The sequence below is a fragment of the Longispora albida DSM 44784 genome, assembly GCF_000379825.1.
GTDB lineage: Bacteria > Actinomycetota > Actinomycetes > Mycobacteriales > Micromonosporaceae > Longispora > Longispora albida.
In genome coordinates, this window is the sequence record NZ_KB903834.1 from 427831 (window position 1) to 445550 (window position 17720).

Consider the following 17720-nt stretch of genomic DNA (forward strand, 5'->3'; position numbering starts at 1 on the left):
GCACACAGCCGGCCAGCCAGTAGTCTGGATGGATGACCAGGACTGTTCCCGACCGGCTCTGGCTCGTCAAGGCTTTCCTGAACTCCGTGGAGATCGCCGAGACCGGGCCGGACGACGCCATCGCGCTCGACAGGTTCGGCTCCTGGCTGGCCACGCAGGCGCCGCTGGCTGCCGAGCTGGGCCGGCCGCACACCGCCGCGCGGCTGGCCGGGGCCATCCCGGAGGCCGGGGACCTGCTGCTGGCCCGGCGGCTCCGCGACGAGCTGCGGGCCGAGGCCGTCACCCATCACCGGGGTGGCGCGCCGCGAGACCCTGCCGGGTTGCGCGCCGTCGCGGCCGAGCTGCCGCTGGTGGTCCACTGGCCTGATCTCGTACCGGCTGGGCACGGCGCGCGTGCGGTGCTCTCCGAGGTCCTGGCCGACATCGTGCTGGCCGGTGAGCCCGACTGGCGGCGGATGAAGGTGTGCCCGGCCGACGACTGCGGCTGGGCGTACTACGACGCCTCCAAGAATTCCTCCCGCCGGTGGTGTTCGATGGACATCTGCGGAAACCGCAGCAAGACCAAGGCGTACCGACAACGACAGGCCGCACATGCCACAACTGCCACTCCCTGATGTCCTCGACGAGCTCCGTGCCCGGCTGACCGACCCCGATGCCCTGGTCAGGGCGGTCGCGGCCGGCAAGCGCCGGTCGGAGACGCCGCGGTGGAGCCGGGTCGAGCTCCGCCCGGTGACCATCAAGGGCAACCGCCTGCTCCAGGTGGTGGCGACGTCGGACCGGCCGCACACGTCCAATGTGGACTTCGGTGACCCGCTGGTCGCCGAGCTGCTCGCCGAGCCCTTCGGGAACTGGCATGTCGAGACCACCACGGAGACCATCCAGCTCCGGGTGACGAAGAAGGGCGAGGCCCAGGTGTCCCGGCAGGCGGCCTCGCGGGACGCCGCCGACACCGCTCACGACCGCAAGAAGGCGTACCTGCTGCCGCCCGACGACCCGATCTACGACGTGATCGGCGGCAACGCTGCCAAGCGCCGTCAGGTCGACGCGTTCCTGCGGGCCCTCGACGCGACGCTCGGCGACGCGAGGCCGAAGCGGATCGTGGACCTGGGCTGCGGCAACGCGTACCTGACCTTCGCCGCGTACCGGTACCTGACGCTGAAGGGGCTCGACACCGAGGTCGTCGGCGTCGACATCCGCGAGGACCAGCGCAAGCGGAACACGGAGCTGGCCGAGCGGCTCGGGTGGGCAGGCAAGGTCACGTTCGTCGCGGGGACCATTCTGGACGCCCCGGTCGACTCGGCTGACGTGGTGCTGGCGTTGCACGCGTGCGACACGGCGACGGACGAGGCGCTGGCCCGGGCGGTGGAGTGGGGTGCCGAGTACATCCTGGCCGCCCCGTGCTGCCATCACGACCTGGCGAGCCAGCTGAAGAAGCACTCCTCGCCGATCGTGGGGCAGCCGATCCTGCGGGAACGGTTCGCCGACGTGCTCACGGACACGCTGCGGGCGCTGATCCTGCGGCAGCTCGGGTACAAGGTGGAGGTCGCCGAGTTCGTCGACTCCGCGCACACGCCCCGTAACCTGCTGATCCGGGCACGTCGCGGTGCAGCGCCGGCCGGTGCCGACGAGTACCGCGCGCTGCTCGGCGAGTGGCAGGTCAGCCCGTGGCTGGCCCGGGCCCTACCTGCATCGTGAACTCGGCTGTCCGGACGGTGCCGCCGACCTGGTAGTCCAGGAAGGCCCGGTACCGGCCGGGGCTGGGCGCGGCGAACCAGAACTTGATCGCCCCGCCGGCGAGGTCGGTCTCGGCGTGCGCGTGCACGTAGCCGGCGTCGCCCTCGCGCAGGACGATCAGGTGACCGTAGGCCCCGAGGTACTTCTCGATGTTCGTGATCGGGCTGCCGCTGGCGAACACCCGGAAGAGAAGTGGCTGCGTGGAGCCGGCCCGGGGCGTGCCCTCGTACGTGACGTCGTGCCCGCCCGGCTTCGCCTCGCGGGCCGGGGCCGGGAGCGGCTGCGGGGTCACGACGCCGGGGACGGTCAGGTCGGCTCCGAGCGTGAGTTCCGTGGAGCCTGTGGTGAAGTCGGCGAACATCCGGTAGCTGCCGGGCTCGCGGAGGGTCAGGGGGACCTCCCAGCGGCCGGCCTCCCCCAGTACCGGATGAATGTGCTGATATCCGGTCAGGTCGCGACGCACGACCAGGAGATGCAGCTTCTTCTCGTGTTTGACGGCGAAGTCGGTGACCGGCTTGCCGGTGGGGCCGGCGATCGTGAAGCTGAGCGGGGCCGTCTCGCCGGCCGTGAAGGTGGTCCGGGCCGGGACCAGGGTGTAGCCGTCCTGGCTGATCGCGAACCCGGTGACGGCGGGGGCCGTGTGGTCGTGACCGCCGCCGGGGCTGGCGGCGGTGGTCTTCGTGCCGCCGTGGTTGTGCGCGGCCGGCTGGGCCGGGTCGTTCGGCGCGACCTTGCCGATCAGGTATCCGGCGGTCAGGGCCACGGCCAGCCCGCCGATGAAGGCGCCGAGCCGGACGGGCGGGCTGCTGGTCGCGTCGGACATGGCTCACACTATTCGGCCCGGGCGTGCCGTCTGGCAACTCGCGGTCCGGGTTGGCCTTTCCGGCGTGTGGACTTGCCCAATTTTGACCACTTTTCTATCCTCGCTCGGTGAAGGCTCTGCTCCCCGCTGGGTTCGCTGTTCTCCTGCTGGTGCTCACGCCCAGCCCGGCGGCGGCGGACCCTCCCAGCCCCGACCAGGCGATCGACCAGGCTGTCGGGCAGCTCGCGACGGTCATCGAGAAGTACGACCAGGCTCGCGAGCAGCTCAAGGGCACCAAGGCGAAGGTAGCGGCACTGACCGGCCAGCTCGGCCCGCTGCGCGCCCGGGTGGCCGACCTCAGCTTCCAGGTCGCCGAACTGGCCGCCTCCCTCTACAAAGGAGGGTCGCTGGCCGGGGCCAACGCGCTGCTGGCCACCAAGTCCCCGGCGGAGATCGCCGAACGGCTGATGACGGTGGACCAGCTCGCCGCGCGGCAGTACCGCCAGATCAGGGACCTGAACAAGGCCAAGACCGGGCTCGAGAAGCAGCTCAGAACCCTCGACCAGGTACTCGACACCCAGACCCGCGCCGAACGCGACATCGCGACCCGCAAAGCGACGATCGAACAGCAGCTCAACGAGCTGACCACCGCCCGTTGGGGCGACGCGCGCAGCAGCCGGGCCGAACCGCGCGACAGCTACGTCCCGCCGTACCGGGCAGGGAAGTCGGGGTCCGTCGTCCAGTTCGCGTACCGGGCGATCGGGTCGCCGTACATCTTCGGGTCGGACGGGCCCAGCGGATACGACTGCTCCGGCCTCGTCCTGGCCGCCTGGCGCTCGGCCGGGATCAACCTCCCGCACAGCGCGGCCATGCAACGCGACGCCACCGAACGCATCGGAGCCGCCGAACTCCGCCCGGGCGACCTGATCTTCTACTTCGACGACCTGCACCACGTCGGGATCTTCGCCGGAGCGGGCCGCGTGATCCACGCCCCGCAGCCCGGCGAGCGGATCAAGATGGCCCCGATGAACCAGATGCCCATCCACAGCTACGGCCGGCCGCGCGGCGCCCCCGCGACGTGAGCGGCGCGGTTCAGGAAACCGTGTGCCGGCTCGGAAGGCACCCGGAGCCAGCCGGATCCCGGAGACTTCGCTAGACTCTCAGGGCTGCCCTCGTAGCTCAGGGGATAGAGCATCGGTTTCCTAAACCGTGTGTCGGAGGTTCGAATCCTCTCGGGGGCACCAGCAGCACCAGCCAGGCAGGACCCCGATCGACCAGCGGAAACGCTGACCGATCGGGGTTTTCTACTCCGCGCCCGCCGTACCCGTGTCGTGGCGGCGTTGGTCTTGGAATTGGCGGGTCAGGGACCAGGCGTCGGCGAGTGGGCCGACGTGGGTGAGTTTGTCGGGGTTGGTCACGGCGCGGATCGCCTGGATCTGGCCGTCCAGGATCTCCAGCGCCCACGTGTTGAGGACTCCGCCGTCGCGGTCGCGGAAGATCGCGCCCGGTTCGCTGTTGAGTTCGCAGGCCTCGACGACGACGCCGAGCCGGAGCAGTGGCGGGACGACGGCGGCGAGCAGCCTGGCGACCTTGTCGGCGCCGAAGATGGCCCGGCTCCACTGTGGTGCCTTGCCGCCGCCGTCGCCGACGAGGTGGACGTCGGCGGCGAGGAGTTCGCGGAGTCCCTCGACGTCGCCCTCGCGGAAGGCTTCGAAGAACCGGCTGGCCAGTTCCTCGCGTTCCCTGCGGTCGGCGTCGAACCGTGGCCGGCCCTCGTCCATGTGGCGGCGGGCCCGGACGACGAGCTGGCGGCAGGCGGCCTCCGAGCGGCCGACCGTTGAGGCGATCTCGTCGAAGCCGAAGCCGAACACGTCGCGGAGTACGAAAGCCGCGCGTTCGAGCGGGCTGAGCCGTTCGAGCAGCAGGAGGGCGGCCATCGACACCGAGTCGGCCAGCTCGGCTGACCGTTCCGGATCCTCGTACGGGTCGGTGAGCAGCGGCTCGGGGAACCACGGGCCCACGTACTCCTCGCGGCGCAGCCGGGCGGAGCGCAGTACGTCGATCGAGATCCGCGTGACGACGGCGGAGAGGAAAGCCTTGGCGGACACCGGTTCCGTGGTGGAGGCTTCGAAGCGGAGCCAGGTCTCCTGGACGGCGTCCTCGGCCTCGCTCACGCTGCCGAGGATCCGGTACGCGATGGAAAACAGCAGTGGCCGGAGATCCTCGAATTCCTCTGTCCTGGTCATGCTGTTTCCTCCCCGCCGGCAAACCACCCATTGTCCGTACCTGAGACGAGACAGCCCTGCTGGTTGTGACATGACAGCCTGGCCGGCGGCGGTATGACATGTTCCACAGTGACGTGGAACGGGGTCGACAAACCTACCCGCCGCGCATAGCTTCGGCTGTTCGACGCGTGAACCCTCCGCGTCGACAACCACGGGGAGCAGGATAAATGCGTACTAGCAAGGCAGTTCTTGCTGCCGGTACCGTCGTGTTCGGCGCGGCCATTCCGGTGCTGTATGCCGCGCCGGCCCACGCCGCAGAGAAGCCGGACATCGTGTTCACGGCCGCGTTCGACCGGGCCGAGGCGAAGGTCGGCGACACGGTCACGCTGTCGGCGAAGGTGTCCAACAAGGGTTCCGTGGCTGCGGAAGGTGTGCACTTCTCGGCCGGCGGCCCGGAGACGAACTGGGTAGTCGTCTGTCAGAACGCCGATGATCTGAAGGCCGAGTTCAGCCTCGCTCCAGGGGCGGCCAAGGACTTCACCTGGACCTGCACCGTGCCACAGGGCGCGGCCCAGAACACGCGAGCCAGTTTCTTCCTCCGGGCCGACGCCCGCAATGGCGAGGCCAGCGTGGGCGACAACACTGCCATCGCCCACGTGTCGGTACCGGGTGCGGCGGGCTCGATCAGCGGCGTCATGCATGTCCGGCTGGACCCGCCGCAGCAAGGACCCTCGTATGTCAACGGCGCGCGCATCGAGCTGCTCGATCTCTCGGGCAAGGTTATCAGTGAGACCACGACCAACGTTGGCCAGTACACGTTCGCGAAGGTCAAGCCCGGCAAGTACAAGCTGAAGCCGTACCCGCCCGCGGGCGCCTACTTCCCGGGCGAGGTCGCCGACGTCGAGGTGTTCGCCGACAAGAACACTGAGGTCACGATCGCCCTGAAGCGTGTCGCCTCCACTCCGAGCACGACCCCGAGCCCGAGTTCCAGCGTGGTTCCGGTTACCGGCGCGAATGTGCCACCCGCCAAGGGTTCGCCCACCGGTACCGAGCTGCCGGTGACGGGTACGAACGCGATGGTCATCGGTGGTGTGGCTGTTGCGCTCATGGGTGCTGGCGCGGCGTTCGTGGTTGCAGCGCGGCGTCGCCGGTACAGCACCAGCGTGTAGGGATAGCGACGTAACGAAGAAGCAGGGCTGGCCCGAGAGGTGAGCCAGCCCTGCTTTCCGTTACGGGCGGGGTGGCTCGTGACAGTGCTTCAGGCAGTAATCAGGTGACCGGGTTGCTGGGCGGGGCTAGGCTTCGCTCCCGATGATGCACAAAGACGAGATCAAAGCTGACGCCGCGCTGGTGCGACGGCTGGTGGCCACGCAGTTTCCCCAGTGGGCCGGGCTGGACGTGACGCCCGTCGAGCAGGCCGGTACCGATCACCTGCTGTTCCGGCTCGGCGACGAGCTGGTCGCCCGGATGCCGCGGATCGAGAGCGCGACGGATCAGGCGACCAATGACGAGCGGTGGCTGCCGGTACTCGCGCCGCACCTCCCGCTGCCTGTTCCGGCTCCGGTGGCTGTGGGTGCGCCCGGTGAGTGGTACCCGTGGAAGTGGTCGGTGGCCCCGTGGCTGTCCGGCGAGAACCCGACCGCCGGCAACCTCGACTACGAGCAGGCCGCCGTCGACCTGGGCACATTCGTCCGGGCCCTGCACACCGTGGACACCACGGGCGGCCCGGTGAAGACCGGCATGACCCGGGGCGTGCCGCTGGCTGCCCGGGACGAGTGGACCCGCGAGTCGATCGCGGAACTCGGCAGCCGGGTCGACACGGCCCGCGTCACCGCCGCCTGGGACGACGCCCTGGCTGCGACCCCGTGGGACAAGCCTCCGGTGTGGATCCACGGCGACATCCAGGCCGGCAACCTGCTCGCCGAGAACGGCAGGCTCTCCGCTGTCATCGACTTCGGCGGGCTCGGCCTCGGGGATCCCGCTCCGGACCTGGCGCCGGGCTGGAGCATGTTCGACGCGCGGACGCGGCAGGTGTTCCGGGAGGCTTCCGGGTACGACGAGGACACGTGGCGGCGGGGCCGGGGCTGGGCGTTGTCGACGGCGCTCGTCGGCCTGCCGTACTACTGGGACTCCAACCCGGCTTTCATCGCGGAAGGCCAGGCGAAGGTCGCCGCCGTACTGGAAGACTTCGCGTGACGAAGCAGTGAATGGCGAAGCGATGACTGAACAGGCCGCGCCCCGGCACCAGATCCGCGCCGTGTACATAGTGGACACCATCACCGTCTACCAGGCCTACTCCCCCGCGATCGCCGAGCCGGCCCTCGCGGCCGGCCGGTTCGTGGCGCCGTTCAAGCGGGAGCGGATGACGTGGATCAAGCCGTCGTTCCTGTGGATGATGTACCGGTGCGGCTGGGCGGCCAAGCCCGGCCAGGAACGGGTCCTCGCGGTCGAGATCACCCGGGCTGGCTTCGAGTGGGCGCTCGCGAACGCCTGCCTGAGCCACTACGACCCGGACGTGCACGCCAGCCGGGCCGCCTGGGCGCAGCAGCTCAAGACGAGCCCTGTCCGCGTCCAGTGGGACCCGGAGCGTGACCTGCACCTGCGGCCGCTTCCCTGCCGCTCGCTCCAGGTGGGGCTCGGCGGGGAGGCGGCGGGCCGGTATGCCGACGAGTGGATCGTGGGCCTGACCGATGTCACCGGGCTGGCGACCGAGATCCATGACCTCGTCCGCGCCGGCGACACCGATCGGGCCACGGCTCTCCTGCCCGCCGAGCGGGTCTACGAGATCTAGGCCGGCGTCAGGATGCTCCAGGCGAAGCCGACGACGCCCCGGTAGCCGGTCAGGTACTCCTCGCGGCGCTTGTCGGCGAAGGCCCGGCCGCCGGGCGACTCCAGGTACTCGATGCCGGCCCGCCAGTCCGACTCGAAGGCGTCCCATTCGTCCAGCGTGGACTGACCCAGGTAGAGCACGCGGAAGCCCGCAGCGACGGCTGCCGCCGCGAATCCGTTCAGGTCCGGCAGGTCGCCGAACATCTCGCGGACCTGCTCGCTCGGTTCCTTCTCGTAGAAGCCGTCGGCGAACAGGAGCATGCCGCCCGGCGCGGTGAGCTTGTGCAGGGCGGTCAGGGCCGAGGCTGTCGATCCCCAGATGTGCCCGGCTCCGACGTTGACGACCAGGTTCGCCGGTTCGGTCCAGGTCGTCGCGTCGGCGGTGTGGAAGGCGAGCAGGTCCTCGGCCTTGAGTTCGGCTGCGCGCTTCAGGGCGACCTCGCGGTCGGCGGGGAAGATCTCGACGCCGGCACCCGGGATGCCGTGCTCCTTGCACAGCCGGATCAGGAACTCGCCGTTTCCGCAGCCCAGGTCGAGTGCCCGCCAGTCCGGCGCGTCCGGTGTCAGCCTGCTGATCAGGTCCTCGACCCGCTCGGGGGACACCGGGGCGTTGTAGACGAGGTTGGCTGCTGCTGCCGCGAAGTACGGCTTGAGATCTTCATCAGTCATCGGGACAACCTAGCGGCCATCGTCAGGCTGGCGACAATCCATTACGGACCACCATCAGGGCGAACCCCAGCAGGTTCAGGCCGCGCCACTGCTGTGGGTTGCCAGCGCGCGGGTCGTCGGCTGCCAGGCCGATCCCCCAGATCCGGTCGACCGGGCTGGCCTCGACGAGCACCCTGTTCCCCGTGCCCGCCAGATACGCGCCCAGCTCAGCGTCCTGGCCGAACTTCGCCGCGTTGCCCGCCACCACGATCCGGAAACGTTCAGCCTCCCACAGCTCCTGCTGGAAGCCGCGCACCTGGCGGCCGAGTGCCTTGACCGCTCCCGGGGTCGACGCGGCCAGCGTCTTCGCCGCGATCTCGTCGTCGCCGAACAGTGTGGCCTTCGACCACATCATGTAGTGCTCGGCCGTGGCGTAGACCAGGCCGTCCACCTCGAACCGCGACGGCCACCACTGGCTCAGGCAGCCAGCCCCGACGCTGCCGTCCCGCTGCGGGCGGTGCCCCCAGAAGTGCAGATACTTCGGGCGGGCGCCGCTTGCCAGGGCCTGCCTCAGCTCGGCCACCGTCTCCATCACGCAAACCTCTTCTTTGTACTCCGTGACCACCGGCCCGGTGCCGGCCAGCAACGATCCCGCACCCGGCCGGCACCTGCCAACCTCTTAAGAGGTCAGGCCCGTCACCGGCAGCGCGAGCAGGCCGCGCATCAGCACGCCCGGCCGCCATTCCAGCTCGCTGGCCGGTACGGCGAGGCGGAGGTCGGGGAAGCGGCTGAGCAGCCCGCCGAGCGCGATCCGGGCTTCGAGCCTGGCCAGCGGGGCGCCCAGGCAGTAGTGGATGCCGTGCCCGAAGGCGAGGTGCGGGTTCTCCGTCCTGGCCATGTCGAGCAGGCCGGCCTCCGGGAACCGGCCGCCGTCCCGGTTGCCGGCGAGCAGGCCGACCAGTACGGCGTCGCCTGCCGGGATGGTCACGCCGCTGAGGGTGATGTCCTCCGCCGCCATCCGGAAGGTGGCCGTCTCGACCGGGCTCTCGTACCTGAGGAACTCCTCGATGGCCGTCGGCAGCAGGGTCTCGGCGTCGGCGCGGAGCTTCTCCCAGCGCTCGCGCTCGGACAGCAGCAGGTAGACCGAGTTGCCGAGCAGGTTGACCGTCGTCTCGTGGCCGGCCAGGAGCAGCAGGAACACGGTGGAGGTCAGCTCGTTCTCGGTGAGCCGGTCGCCGTCGGCCTCCTGGACCTCGATCAGCGCGGAGATCAGGTCCTCGGCCGGGTGCGCGCGCTTGTCGGCGATCAGTTCGCGGAGGTACCCGAGCAGGGCGGCGAAGGCGATCGGCAGTTTCTCTCCCGCCACCACCCCGGCGACGATCGTGTTCGACCAGTCGCGGAACGACTCCCGGTCGGCCCCGGGGATGCCGAGCAGTTCACAGATCACCTGGATCGGCAGCGGGAAGGCGAAGGCGTCGATCAGGTCCACTGTGTCCTGACCGGCCATCTCGTCGAGCAGGCCGGCCGTGATCTCCTCGACCCTGGGCCGGAGCTGCTCGACCCGGCGGTGGGTGAAGGCCGCGGACACCATGCGGCGCAGGCGGGTGTGGTCCGGCGGGTCGGAGCTGAGCATGTGGCTGCTCATCGCGGCCAGGACGTCCGGCGCGATCTCCGCGTTCGGGCCGGTGGGCGTGGTCAGGCCCTGCTTCACGAACCGGGGGTCGGTCAGGGCGAGCCGCGCGTCCTCGTACCGGGTCACCAGCCAGGCCAGCATGCCGCCGGGCAGTGTCACCTGGTGCACGGGCAGCTCGGCCCGCAACCGCGCGTAGACAGGGTGTGGATTGGCTTGGAATTCCGGAGTGAACACCATCTGTCGAGTATGGACTCCGGGGCATTGATGTTGGTAGGTCCGGCGTTTGCCGGAAATACGATCCCCGGACCTGCGATGATCACTCCCATGCGGTGGTACAGGCGGATGGGCGCGCGGGAACGGCACGAGGAACACCGGGCCGCCACGCCCCTCGAACTCTTCTTCGACCTGTGTTTCGTGGTCGCCGTCGCCCAGGCGGGGACGAGCCTGCACCACGCGCTCGCCGAGAACCACTTCGGGCTGGCGCTGGTCAGGTACCTGATGGTGTTCTTCGCGATCTGGTGGGCCTGGATGAACTTCACCTGGTTCGCCTCGGCGTACGACACCGACGACGGGCCGTACCGGGTCACGACGTTCGTCCAGATCGCCGGGGCGCTCGTGCTGGCCGCCGGGATCCCGCGGGCCTTCGACGACGGCGACTTCCTGGTCGTGGTCATCGGGTACGTGATCATGCGGATCGCGATCGTCTCGCAGTGGCTGCGGGCCGCCCGGTCGGACCCGCCGCGCCGGACGACCGCGATCCGGTACGCGGCCGGGGTCGCGATCATGCAGGCGCTGTGGGTGGCGTTCCTGTTCGCGCCGTCGAGCTGGGCTCTGCCGCTGTTCGTCCTCTTCGTCGGGCTTGAGCTGCTGGTCCCGGTACTCGCCGAGCGGACAGAGCCGACCACGTGGCACCCGCACCACATCGCCGAGCGGTACGGCCTGTTCACGCTGATCGTGCTCGGCGAGTCCGTGCTGGCCGCCACGCTGGCCTTCCAGGGCGCGATCGACGCCGGCGGGCACTCCGGCACGCTGATCGGCCTGGCGGTCGCCGGGCTCGTGATCGTCTTCTCGATGTGGTGGATCTACTTCGACAAGGAGTCGCACGAGCTGCTGTCGTCGGCGAAGGCCGCCTTCCGCTGGGGGTACGGCCACTATCTGATCTTCGGCTCGACGGCGGCTGTCGGGGCCGGGCTGGCCGTGGCTGTCGACTATGACACCGGGAAGGCCCACCTGTCCGGTACGGCCGCCGGATTCGCCGTCGCCATCCCGGTCGCCGTCTACCTGCTGACGGTCTGGCTGCTCCAGATCTGCCCGCACCGGGACGCCGGGCTGAAGTGGGTGTTCCCGGTGGCCGCCGGGCTGGCGCTGCTCACGCCGTTCACCGGCGCGCCGATCCACCTCACGGCCGGCATCCTCGCCGTCGTCGTCGCCGTCATGGTGCTGACAGGGCGCGACGGCTCAGCTGGTCGGCGAGCCGCGTCGTCTCCGGCAGCCGGTATCGCGGAGCGAGCCTGAGCGTCCAGTCACAGGCCTCGTCCAGCCCGATCAGGTGGCCGGCCGAGACGTAGACCGGCTTGATCCCCGGCTGGGTACGCAGCACGGCGCCGATCACCTCGCCGTCGTCGAGGAGGTCTGTGCGGGCGGAGCGGGGCTGGGGCGGCTCGTCGTGGGTACCGACGAAAAGGGTTTTCGCCACTCCGATGGCCGGGAGGCCGGTGAGCAGGCCGAGGTGGCAGGCGAGGCCGAAGCGGCGCGGATGCGCGACCCCCTGCCCGTCGCAGACCAGCAGATCCGGGGTGACCGTGAGCCGCTCCAGGGCCTGGACCAGCATCGGGATCTCCCGGAACGCGAACAGGCCCGGGACGTACTCGAAGGCCGGGACGCCGAGGGCCACCGCCTCGTCGACCGGCTGGAGCGTCTCAGCGTCGAGCACCACGACCGCGGCGGCGAGCCGGTCGTCGGCGTAGGCGACGTCGAGCCCCGCGACGGTCCGGACACCGGCCGGGGCACCGGACAAGATCACACGGGAACGCAGCCGGTCCTGGATCGCCTCAGCTTCGGCTGGTGTCGACGGCCACTCGTGCAAGGGATCAAGGCGCATCGGGCGAGGGTATTCTGGGGACCATTGTGACTACCACTGCGATTAAAACCTTCTACCCGCGCCGCGGCCGGGTCAGCGCCCGCCACGAGGACGCAGCCGCCAGGCTCCGGCCCCGCTACGGGCTGCCACCGGGCCCCGTGACCAGCGAGCGCCCCCTGGTGCTGGAGATCGGCTCAGGGATGGGCGACGCGACCGCCGCGATGGCCGCAGCCGACCCCGGGCGGGACTACCTCGCCGTCGAGGTGCACTTCGCCGGCGTGGCCAACCTGCTCAGCCTGGTCGAGGAGCACGAGCTGGACAACGTGCGCGTGTACGAGGGCGACGCCGTCGTGCTGCTCACCGAGCGGATCGCGCCCGGCAGCCTCGACGCCGTGCACATCTACTTCCCCGACCCGTGGCCCAAGCCCCGCCACCACAAGCGGCGGATCATCCGGCCGGAGCTGGTCGCGCTGATCCGTTCCCGGCTGGCGGCCGGCGGCGTGCTGCACTGCGCGACGGACTGGGCAGAGTACGCCGAGGTCATGCTGGAGGTGCTGTCGGCGGACCCCGGGCTGGAGAACACGTGCGAGGGGTTCGCGGCCCGGCCGGAGTACCGGGTGCTGACGAAGTTCGAGCAGCGGGGCGTGGAGGCCGGGCGGGAGATCTTCGACCTGGTGTTCCGGGCCGTTCCAACCGCTGGTTCCTGATCCAGGCCCGCCTGCCGGAGTAGCCGCCTGATGCCGATGCCCCGCCGATGTCCCGCCGCCTCGCCTGGCGGGCCGGAAACGCGCGGCCACGTCCAGCGCGGCACCCGCAGAATCCAGCCAAAACCTATAGAATCCATACAATTCACGCCGGGCAGCCGGGCAGCCGGGCAGCCGGGCAGCCGGGCAGCCGGGCAGCCGGGCAGCCGGGCAGCCGGGCAGCTTCTGTTTCTGTTTCTGGTGGTCTGAGGTTCTGTTCGTTCTGCCGGGTGCGGGGTGCACGGGCGCGAGCCGGGTGGTGGCACGATGTTCGGTGACCGCGAGGTGCGGGTGCCGATCGGGCCGGACGCGCACCGCTGGGAGACCGTCGCCGGCACCCGCAAGGTTCTCGGGCTGGTCAGGACATTCACCTCCACGACCCGGCTGCTCGAAGCCCTCGACGCGTTCCGGGGTGACTGGCGGGTGCAGGTCGTCTTCGCGGTCGACGAGACCTCGGCGTTCCACTCCGGAGTCGCGGACCTGCTCCACAGCGCCGGAGCCCGGATCGCGCCCTGGGAGCAGCTTGAGCACCTGACGTTCGATCTCGCGGTCACGGCCTCGGAGAACGTCGACCTCACCCACGTCAGCGCCCCCGTCGTCCTGCTGCCGCACGGCGTGGGCTTCCACAAGCAGGTACCCGACTCGCGGTCGGGGGTGACGCGGGTGTCCGGGCTGGCCCGGCCGGAGTTCCGCGAGCGCGTGCTGCACGTGCTGTCGCATCCCGGGCAGGTCGCGCAGATCGCGCGGACCGGTGGCCGGTCCGTCGTGGCCGGTGATCCCGCCTGGGAACGGATCCTGCTCAGCCAGCCGATGCGGGAGCAGTACCGGCGGGCTTTCGGCGTGACCTCTGCCGGGCAGCGGCTCGTGCTGCTCAGTTCCACCTGGCGGGCCGAGTCGCTGCTCGCCCGGCGGCCGCTGCTCGCCGAACGGCTGCTGCGCGAGCTGCCCGCCGACGAGTTCCAGGTGGCGCTGGTGCTGCATCCCAACGCGTGGTTCGGGCACAGCCCGTGGCAGATCCGGCAGTGGCTCGCCCCGGCACTCGACCTCGGGCTGCACCTCGTCCCGCCGCACGAGGGCTGGCAGGCGGCGCTGGTCGCCTCCGACGTCGTCATCGGCGACCACGGTTCCGTCACGTACTACGCCGGGGCGCTCGGCACGCCGATCCTGCTGGCCGAGTTCGGGGCCGAGGTGGTGCCGGGCACGCCGGCCGAGCAGCTCGGCCAGCTCGGTACGCGGCTCACCGATGCCGCCCCTGCGGCCCAGATCGCCGATGCCGTACCGGTACCGGGGCTGGCCAGCCTGGCCTTCGACGCCCCGGTGTCGCTGGCGGAGGTCCTCTACGAGCAGCTGGGCCTCACGTGCCCCGAGCCGTCCCGCCGCGCCTGGCCGGTACCGGCACCCGAGCATCGTCCAGTCAGGACGTTCACGGTCCGCGACGGCGTGCGCTATCCGGGGCTGTCCGGCGAGGGACTGGTCTGCGCGGAGGAGTCCGAGCCCGACCAGCGGCTCCTGCACACCGCGTCCGTGATCGCCGGAGCGGACCCGGCCGGGTTGCTCAGCCGGTACCCGTGCTCGTGGGCGGTCCGGCCGGTGCCCGGCGGGTGCGAGATCCATCCCCGGGACGGGGAGCCGTTCACTGTGGCGGGGGCCGAGGATCCGATGGTGCTCGCGTACCGGGCGATCAGCCGGTAGACCCCGGTCACATGCCCTTGAAGCTGCTGTCGGTGTCGTCGGCCAGCGAGGTGGCAGGCACCGGCGTCCAGGCCTCGCCAGTCCAGGTGGCTCCGGCAACCGCCAGTGCCCCGATCGCCAGCAGCATCACGAAAACTCGCTTCATCGCGTCCTCCTCAGTCGGCAGGTTCATGATCCTGTCAACGCGGAGAGCCGGGGACCAGGCAACTGACCGGCAATATGCCGCTACGACACGAGGCCGAGGCGCTCGCGGATCTCCTCCAGCCGGGCTGGATCGGTGCCGAGTGACTGCAACGCCTCGGCTTCGTAGGTCAGCATGCCGTTGACCGCGAAGTAACTGGCAGCCTCGGCCAGCAGGGCCTGGTCGCCGGTCAGCTGGCCGATCGCGAGCTTGGCGCGGACGATCATGCGCTCGTCGCCGTCGAGTTCAGCGATGGCTGTCCGGAGCAGGGCAACGTCCTTCGTGAGCCGGCCGAGGAAGAGCTGCGCCAGGGCCGCGCCGCGCCGATCACCGGCGGCGAGGTTCAGCTCGTACGACTTGCGGTAGGCCTCCTCGGCCGCCCCGCCGGCCGCTTCCAGGTGACGGCCCCGGAACTCCCACACCGAGGCCAGCAGCAGCGGATGCGCGGCTCGCTCGGCGAGTTCGACGGAGAGCTCTGACTCGCGGGCCGCCTCGTCGTCCGTCAGGAGCGCGCGGGACAGCAGGCTGCGCAGCCGGGCCTCGACATCTATCCGTCCACTGTGGGCAGCTGCCAGGATGCCCTGCCGGGTGAGCTCGATCCAGTCGAGGCGACGGCGCAGGTTGAAGAAGAACGCGCTGAGCACGTCCGCGAACTGCCAGGCGAGCCCGCCGTCCCCGGCGAGAGCCGACATCCGGGCCACGGCCAGGATCGCCGGGTACTCCGCCTCGAACCAGCCCATCGCAGCGGCCTTACTGCCGCCGAAGGGGTCGGCACCGGCCGGACGGCCGGCGAAGGTCAGCCGTCGCGGGCTGGTCACGGCGAACGCCCCGTGGCCGGCCTTGTTCAGGTAGTGGTGGCACGCCGCCGTCCAGCGGTCGAGGGCCGCCGAGGCCTCGCCGGGGTCACCGGGCACCGTGCGGGCGTGCGCCAGGAGGAGATCGTGCAGCTCGTACCGGCCGTCGCCCACCTGGTCCGCCAGGCAGGCGTCCAGCAGCTCTTCCATGCCGGACAGCCCGAACGCGCCGATCAGCTCGGCGCTCACCTCGCGGAGCTCGTGCTGGCCGAGCATCCGGTACAGCTGCTGGGCTTCGGGGCCGAGCTGCTGGTATGCCTCCTCGAAGACCGGGCCGGCCAGCTCACCGTCGCCGAGCCGCCCGGCCAGGCGGCCGAGCGGCAGGAACCGGTCCCTGCTCAGCATCCTGGCCACCACACGCAGCGCGGCGGGCAGCCCGGCGCACCGGCGCACCAGTGCGGCGGCCCCGGCTGGATCCTCGGCGACCCGGGCCTCGCCGGCGAGCGCGGCGAGAAGCTGGATGCCACCCGGCTCGCCCAGCGGGGCGAGCTGGAGGTCCTCGGCGTGTTCGAGGCCGTGGATCCGCCGCTGGCTGGCCACGACCACCCGGCTGCCGTGCCCGCCGGGCAACAGCTCACGAACCTGGGCCTCGGTCCGCACCCCGGTCAGGAAGAGCAGGATCCGCCGCCGCGCGGTCAGCGTCCGCCACCTGCTGCCCAGCTCTGCCCGGCTGGGCGGCAGGTCGGCCTCCGGGATGCCCATGCTGCGCAGCAGTGCCGCGAGGGCCGACTCCGGGTCGAAGCCGCCGCCCGGGCCAGCGTGGTCGGCGAGGTCGAGGTGGAGCTGGCCGTCCGGGTACTGCGCGCTGGCGGCCTCGGCCCAGGTCAGGGCGAGGGCTCGCTTGCCGACGCCCGGCAGGCCGGTCACGACGGCCACGGTCCGCTGGACCTGGTGCAGCCAGCCGAGTTCCTCACTGCGGCTCACCAGGACCGGCGGTGGCGGGAGGAGCTCCTGCGGCACATGGGGCATAGCGACCAGCCTAAGTGCTCAGTCCTGCCTGCGTGGCCCGCCGGTCACGTACCGGACGGAGCCGGGGTCGGCCTGCCGTACAGGGTCTGGATGATCTCCAGGGCGAGGACGTTGGCCGGCTGCCGGCCGTCGGCCGCCGCGAACAGTGAGGTCATCACGATCACCGTCACGTCCTTGTCCTTGTCGCGCGCCATGAACGAGTTGAAGCCGGGCATCTGGCCGTCGTGCCCGACCAGCGGGCCGAACTTCGCGATGCCGAGCCCGTAGCCCGCGCTGTTCGGGTTCGACGGGTCTGAGGGGCGGATGCTGTCGATCCGGGTCTTCTGGAGTTCGGCGTTGAGCAGCTCGCCGTCGATGAGTGCCTTCACGTACCGCTGGAGGTCGCCGGCCGTCGAGATCGCGCCACCAGCCGCCCAGGCCCAGGACGGGTTGTCGTCGGTGTGGTCGGACGGCAGGAGGGTACCGGCGGCGGCCGCCGACTGCTGGGCTGCCGGGAGGGCAGCGTCTTCCAGGGTCTCGATGTTGGTACCGAACATGTAGCCCTGCGGGTGCGGGTCCGGGATCTTCCTGTCGTCGAGGGCCGGGAGGCTCGTGCCCTTGAGCCCCAGCTTGCCGAAGATCCGCTTCTGGAACTCGTCGGCGAGCTTGCCGCCGGTCAGCTGCTCGGCCAGCAGGCCGAGCAGCACGGTGTTCGTGTTGGAGTAGTGGAAGCCCTCGCCCGGCGGGAAGTACGGCGGCTTGGCCAGCCCGATCGTGACCAGCTCTGCTGGCTGCCAGACCCGGCCGGGGTTCTTGTCGAGCTCGGCGTTGAAGGCCGGGTCCTCCGAGTAGTTGTAGAGCCCGCTGCGCATGTCGAGGAGCTGGGCGATCGTGATCTTGTCGCCGCCCGGCACGTCCTGCCGGTACTTGGCGATCGGGTCGTTCAGCGCCAGCTTGCCCTCCTGCACGAGCTGGAGGATCACGGTGCCCGTCATGGTCTTCGTGTTCGAGCCGACCCGGAAGTGGTCGCCGGCGCCCATCGCGGCCCCGCCGCCGATCGACCGGGTACCGAAGGTGGCGGTCCAGTCCCCCTTCTCCTTCGAGGTGATCATGACGACGGCGCCGGGCACCTTCATCTCGGTCAGCAGCTTCTGGAGCCTGCCGCGCAGGTCACCGGCGTAGGCGGGGTCGGAACCGTTCCCGGTACCGGAGGAACTGCCACCGCATCCCGCCGCCGCCGCGACCGTGACGGCAGCCAGGACCACACTCATACCCATTGCCCAGATTCGTCGCATTGATCCAGAGAAGCACACTTCCCCGCGCACATCCGGGATTTGCGGCTGCCGGCAAC

Annotated in this window: 18 protein-coding genes and 1 tRNA gene; 10 read left to right on the forward strand and 9 right to left on the reverse strand. The window is 70.5% G+C overall.

What is annotated here, in order from left to right; translation table 11 throughout:
* Positions 1–32: 32 nt before the first annotated feature.
* Complete coding sequence (locus tag A3G1_RS0122515; protein WP_018351756.1) at positions 33–614, forward strand: CGNR zinc finger domain-containing protein; 582 nt, start codon at positions 33–35, stop codon at positions 612–614.
* Positions 592–1695, forward strand: a complete 1104-nt coding sequence (locus A3G1_RS0122520) for a class I SAM-dependent methyltransferase (RefSeq protein WP_018351757.1) — start codon at positions 592–594, stop codon at positions 1693–1695. Before A3G1_RS0122515 ends, A3G1_RS0122520 begins: the two co-directional genes overlap by 23 nt.
* On the opposite strand, the gene A3G1_RS0122525 is transcribed toward A3G1_RS0122520, so the two are convergent.
* The gene (locus A3G1_RS0122525; RefSeq protein ID WP_018351758.1) at positions 1658–2557 is read right to left on the reverse strand and encodes a hypothetical protein; all 900 of its coding nucleotides are present in this window, start codon (positions 2555–2557) and stop codon (positions 1658–1660) included. The genes A3G1_RS0122520 and A3G1_RS0122525 overlap by 38 nt on opposite strands.
* 107 nt (positions 2558–2664) lie before the next feature.
* Here A3G1_RS0122525 and A3G1_RS36235 point away from each other — a divergent pair, with 107 nt between their 5' ends.
* On the forward strand, positions 2665–3618 hold the full coding sequence (locus tag A3G1_RS36235; RefSeq protein WP_018351759.1) for a C40 family peptidase: 954 nt from the start codon (positions 2665–2667) through the stop codon (positions 3616–3618).
* An 86-nt stretch (positions 3619–3704) separates the two neighbouring features.
* Positions 3705–3780 (forward strand) — tRNA-Arg (locus A3G1_RS0122535).
* A 60-nt stretch (positions 3781–3840) separates the two neighbouring features.
* On the opposite strand, the gene A3G1_RS0122540 is transcribed toward A3G1_RS0122535, so the two are convergent.
* Complete coding sequence (locus A3G1_RS0122540; RefSeq protein ID WP_018351760.1) at positions 3841–4782, reverse strand: RNA polymerase sigma-70 factor; 942 nt, start codon at positions 4780–4782, stop codon at positions 3841–3843.
* A 206-nt stretch (positions 4783–4988) separates the two neighbouring features.
* On the opposite strand from A3G1_RS0122540, the gene A3G1_RS0122545 reads away from it, so the two are divergent.
* The 3 genes from A3G1_RS0122545 to A3G1_RS0122555 all read left to right on the forward strand — a co-directional run bounded on the left by A3G1_RS0122545 (position 4989) and on the right by A3G1_RS0122555 (position 7552).
* Positions 4989–5930, forward strand: coding sequence for an NEW3 domain-containing protein (locus A3G1_RS0122545; RefSeq protein WP_083937038.1), 942 nt, complete (start codon positions 4989–4991; stop codon positions 5928–5930).
* A gap of 142 nt (positions 5931–6072) precedes the next feature.
* Entirely contained in the window at positions 6073–6957 is an 885-nt protein-coding gene (locus A3G1_RS0122550; protein ID WP_018351762.1) for an aminoglycoside phosphotransferase family protein, read from the forward strand.
* 22 nt (positions 6958–6979) lie between these two features.
* On the forward strand, positions 6980–7552 hold the full coding sequence (locus A3G1_RS0122555; RefSeq protein WP_018351763.1) for a DUF4291 domain-containing protein: 573 nt from the start codon (positions 6980–6982) through the stop codon (positions 7550–7552).
* On the opposite strand, the gene A3G1_RS0122560 is transcribed toward A3G1_RS0122555, so the two are convergent.
* From A3G1_RS0122560 to A3G1_RS0122570, 3 genes are all read right to left on the reverse strand, one after another.
* Positions 7549–8259 (reverse strand): SAM-dependent methyltransferase, encoded by a 711-nt coding sequence (locus tag A3G1_RS0122560; protein ID WP_018351764.1) that lies wholly within the window; start codon positions 8257–8259, stop codon positions 7549–7551. The two genes, A3G1_RS0122555 and A3G1_RS0122560, sit on opposite strands and share 4 nt — an antisense overlap.
* 22 nt (positions 8260–8281) lie before the next feature.
* Positions 8282–8830 (reverse strand): riboflavin biosynthesis intermediates N-glycosidase, encoded by a 549-nt coding sequence (locus A3G1_RS0122565; protein WP_026212410.1) that lies wholly within the window; start codon positions 8828–8830, stop codon positions 8282–8284.
* A gap of 87 nt (positions 8831–8917) precedes the next feature.
* On the reverse strand, positions 8918–10108 hold the full coding sequence (locus A3G1_RS0122570) for a cytochrome P450 family protein (RefSeq protein WP_026212411.1): 1191 nt from the start codon (positions 10106–10108) through the stop codon (positions 8918–8920).
* An 87-nt stretch (positions 10109–10195) separates the two neighbouring features.
* Here A3G1_RS0122570 and A3G1_RS36240 point away from each other — a divergent pair, with 87 nt between their 5' ends.
* On the forward strand, positions 10196–11386 hold the full coding sequence (locus A3G1_RS36240) for a low temperature requirement protein A (RefSeq protein ID WP_018351767.1): 1191 nt from the start codon (positions 10196–10198) through the stop codon (positions 11384–11386).
* Here the strand turns inward: A3G1_RS36240 and nfi are convergent.
* Positions 11304–11972 carry a deoxyribonuclease V gene (nfi, locus tag A3G1_RS0122580; protein ID WP_026212412.1) on the reverse strand — a complete coding sequence of 223 codons (669 nt, stop codon included), beginning with the start codon at positions 11970–11972 and terminating at the stop codon, positions 11304–11306. The genes A3G1_RS36240 and nfi overlap by 83 nt on opposite strands.
* Before the next feature lie 26 nt (positions 11973–11998).
* Here nfi and trmB point away from each other — a divergent pair, with 26 nt between their 5' ends.
* Positions 11999–12658 (forward strand): tRNA (guanosine(46)-N7)-methyltransferase TrmB, encoded by a 660-nt coding sequence (gene trmB / locus A3G1_RS0122585; RefSeq protein WP_342664503.1) that lies wholly within the window; start codon positions 11999–12001, stop codon positions 12656–12658.
* Between the two features lie 303 nt (positions 12659–12961).
* Complete coding sequence (locus A3G1_RS36245; protein ID WP_157641281.1) at positions 12962–14386, forward strand: hypothetical protein; 1425 nt, start codon at positions 12962–12964, stop codon at positions 14384–14386.
* Between the two features lie 7 nt (positions 14387–14393).
* Here the strand turns inward: A3G1_RS36245 and A3G1_RS40730 are convergent, their stop codons facing one another.
* The 3 genes from A3G1_RS40730 to A3G1_RS0122605 are packed head-to-tail and all read right to left on the reverse strand — an operon-like array spanning position 14394 to position 17640.
* Positions 14394–14558 (reverse strand): hypothetical protein, encoded by a 165-nt coding sequence (locus A3G1_RS40730; RefSeq protein ID WP_018351771.1) that lies wholly within the window; start codon positions 14556–14558, stop codon positions 14394–14396.
* A 53-nt stretch (positions 14559–14611) separates the two neighbouring features.
* Complete coding sequence (locus tag A3G1_RS0122600; RefSeq protein WP_157641283.1) at positions 14612–16390, reverse strand: hypothetical protein; 1779 nt, start codon at positions 16388–16390, stop codon at positions 14612–14614.
* Between the two features lie 44 nt (positions 16391–16434).
* Complete coding sequence (locus A3G1_RS0122605; RefSeq protein ID WP_018351773.1) at positions 16435–17640, reverse strand: serine hydrolase domain-containing protein; 1206 nt, start codon at positions 17638–17640, stop codon at positions 16435–16437.
* Between the last annotated feature and the right edge of the window lie 80 nt (positions 17641–17720).

Coding starts and splice junctions, on each gene's coding strand:
- A3G1_RS0122565 (WP_026212410.1), bottom strand. CDS start 8,830: ATGGAGACGGTGGCCGAGCTGAGGCAGGCCCTGGCAAGCGGCGCCCGC.
- A3G1_RS0122525 (WP_018351758.1), bottom strand. CDS start 2,557: ATGTCCGACGCGACCAGCAGCCCGCCCGTCCGGCTCGGCGCCTTCATC.
- A3G1_RS0122570 (WP_026212411.1), bottom strand. CDS start 10,108: ATGGTGTTCACTCCGGAATTCCAAGCCAATCCACACCCTGTCTACGCG.
- nfi (WP_026212412.1), bottom strand. CDS start 11,972: ATGCGCCTTGATCCCTTGCACGAGTGGCCGTCGACACCAGCCGAAGCT.
- A3G1_RS40730 (WP_018351771.1), bottom strand. CDS start 14,558: ATGAACCTGCCGACTGAGGAGGACGCGATGAAGCGAGTTTTCGTGATG.
- A3G1_RS36245 (WP_157641281.1), top strand. CDS start 12,962: ATGTTCGGTGACCGCGAGGTGCGGGTGCCGATCGGGCCGGACGCGCAC.
- A3G1_RS0122550 (WP_018351762.1), top strand. CDS start 6,073: ATGATGCACAAAGACGAGATCAAAGCTGACGCCGCGCTGGTGCGACGG.
- A3G1_RS0122520 (WP_018351757.1), top strand. CDS start 592: ATGCCACAACTGCCACTCCCTGATGTCCTCGACGAGCTCCGTGCCCGG.
- A3G1_RS0122560 (WP_018351764.1), bottom strand. CDS start 8,259: ATGACTGATGAAGATCTCAAGCCGTACTTCGCGGCAGCAGCAGCCAAC.
- A3G1_RS0122540 (WP_018351760.1), bottom strand. CDS start 4,782: ATGACCAGGACAGAGGAATTCGAGGATCTCCGGCCACTGCTGTTTTCC.
- A3G1_RS0122555 (WP_018351763.1), top strand. CDS start 6,980: ATGACTGAACAGGCCGCGCCCCGGCACCAGATCCGCGCCGTGTACATA.
- A3G1_RS0122605 (WP_018351773.1), bottom strand. CDS start 17,640: ATGAGTGTGGTCCTGGCTGCCGTCACGGTCGCGGCGGCGGCGGGATGC.
- A3G1_RS36240 (WP_018351767.1), top strand. CDS start 10,196: ATGCGGTGGTACAGGCGGATGGGCGCGCGGGAACGGCACGAGGAACAC.
- A3G1_RS0122545 (WP_083937038.1), top strand. CDS start 4,989: ATGCGTACTAGCAAGGCAGTTCTTGCTGCCGGTACCGTCGTGTTCGGC.
- A3G1_RS0122515 (WP_018351756.1), top strand. CDS start 33: ATGACCAGGACTGTTCCCGACCGGCTCTGGCTCGTCAAGGCTTTCCTG.
- A3G1_RS0122600 (WP_157641283.1), bottom strand. CDS start 16,390: ATGCCCCATGTGCCGCAGGAGCTCCTCCCGCCACCGCCGGTCCTGGTG.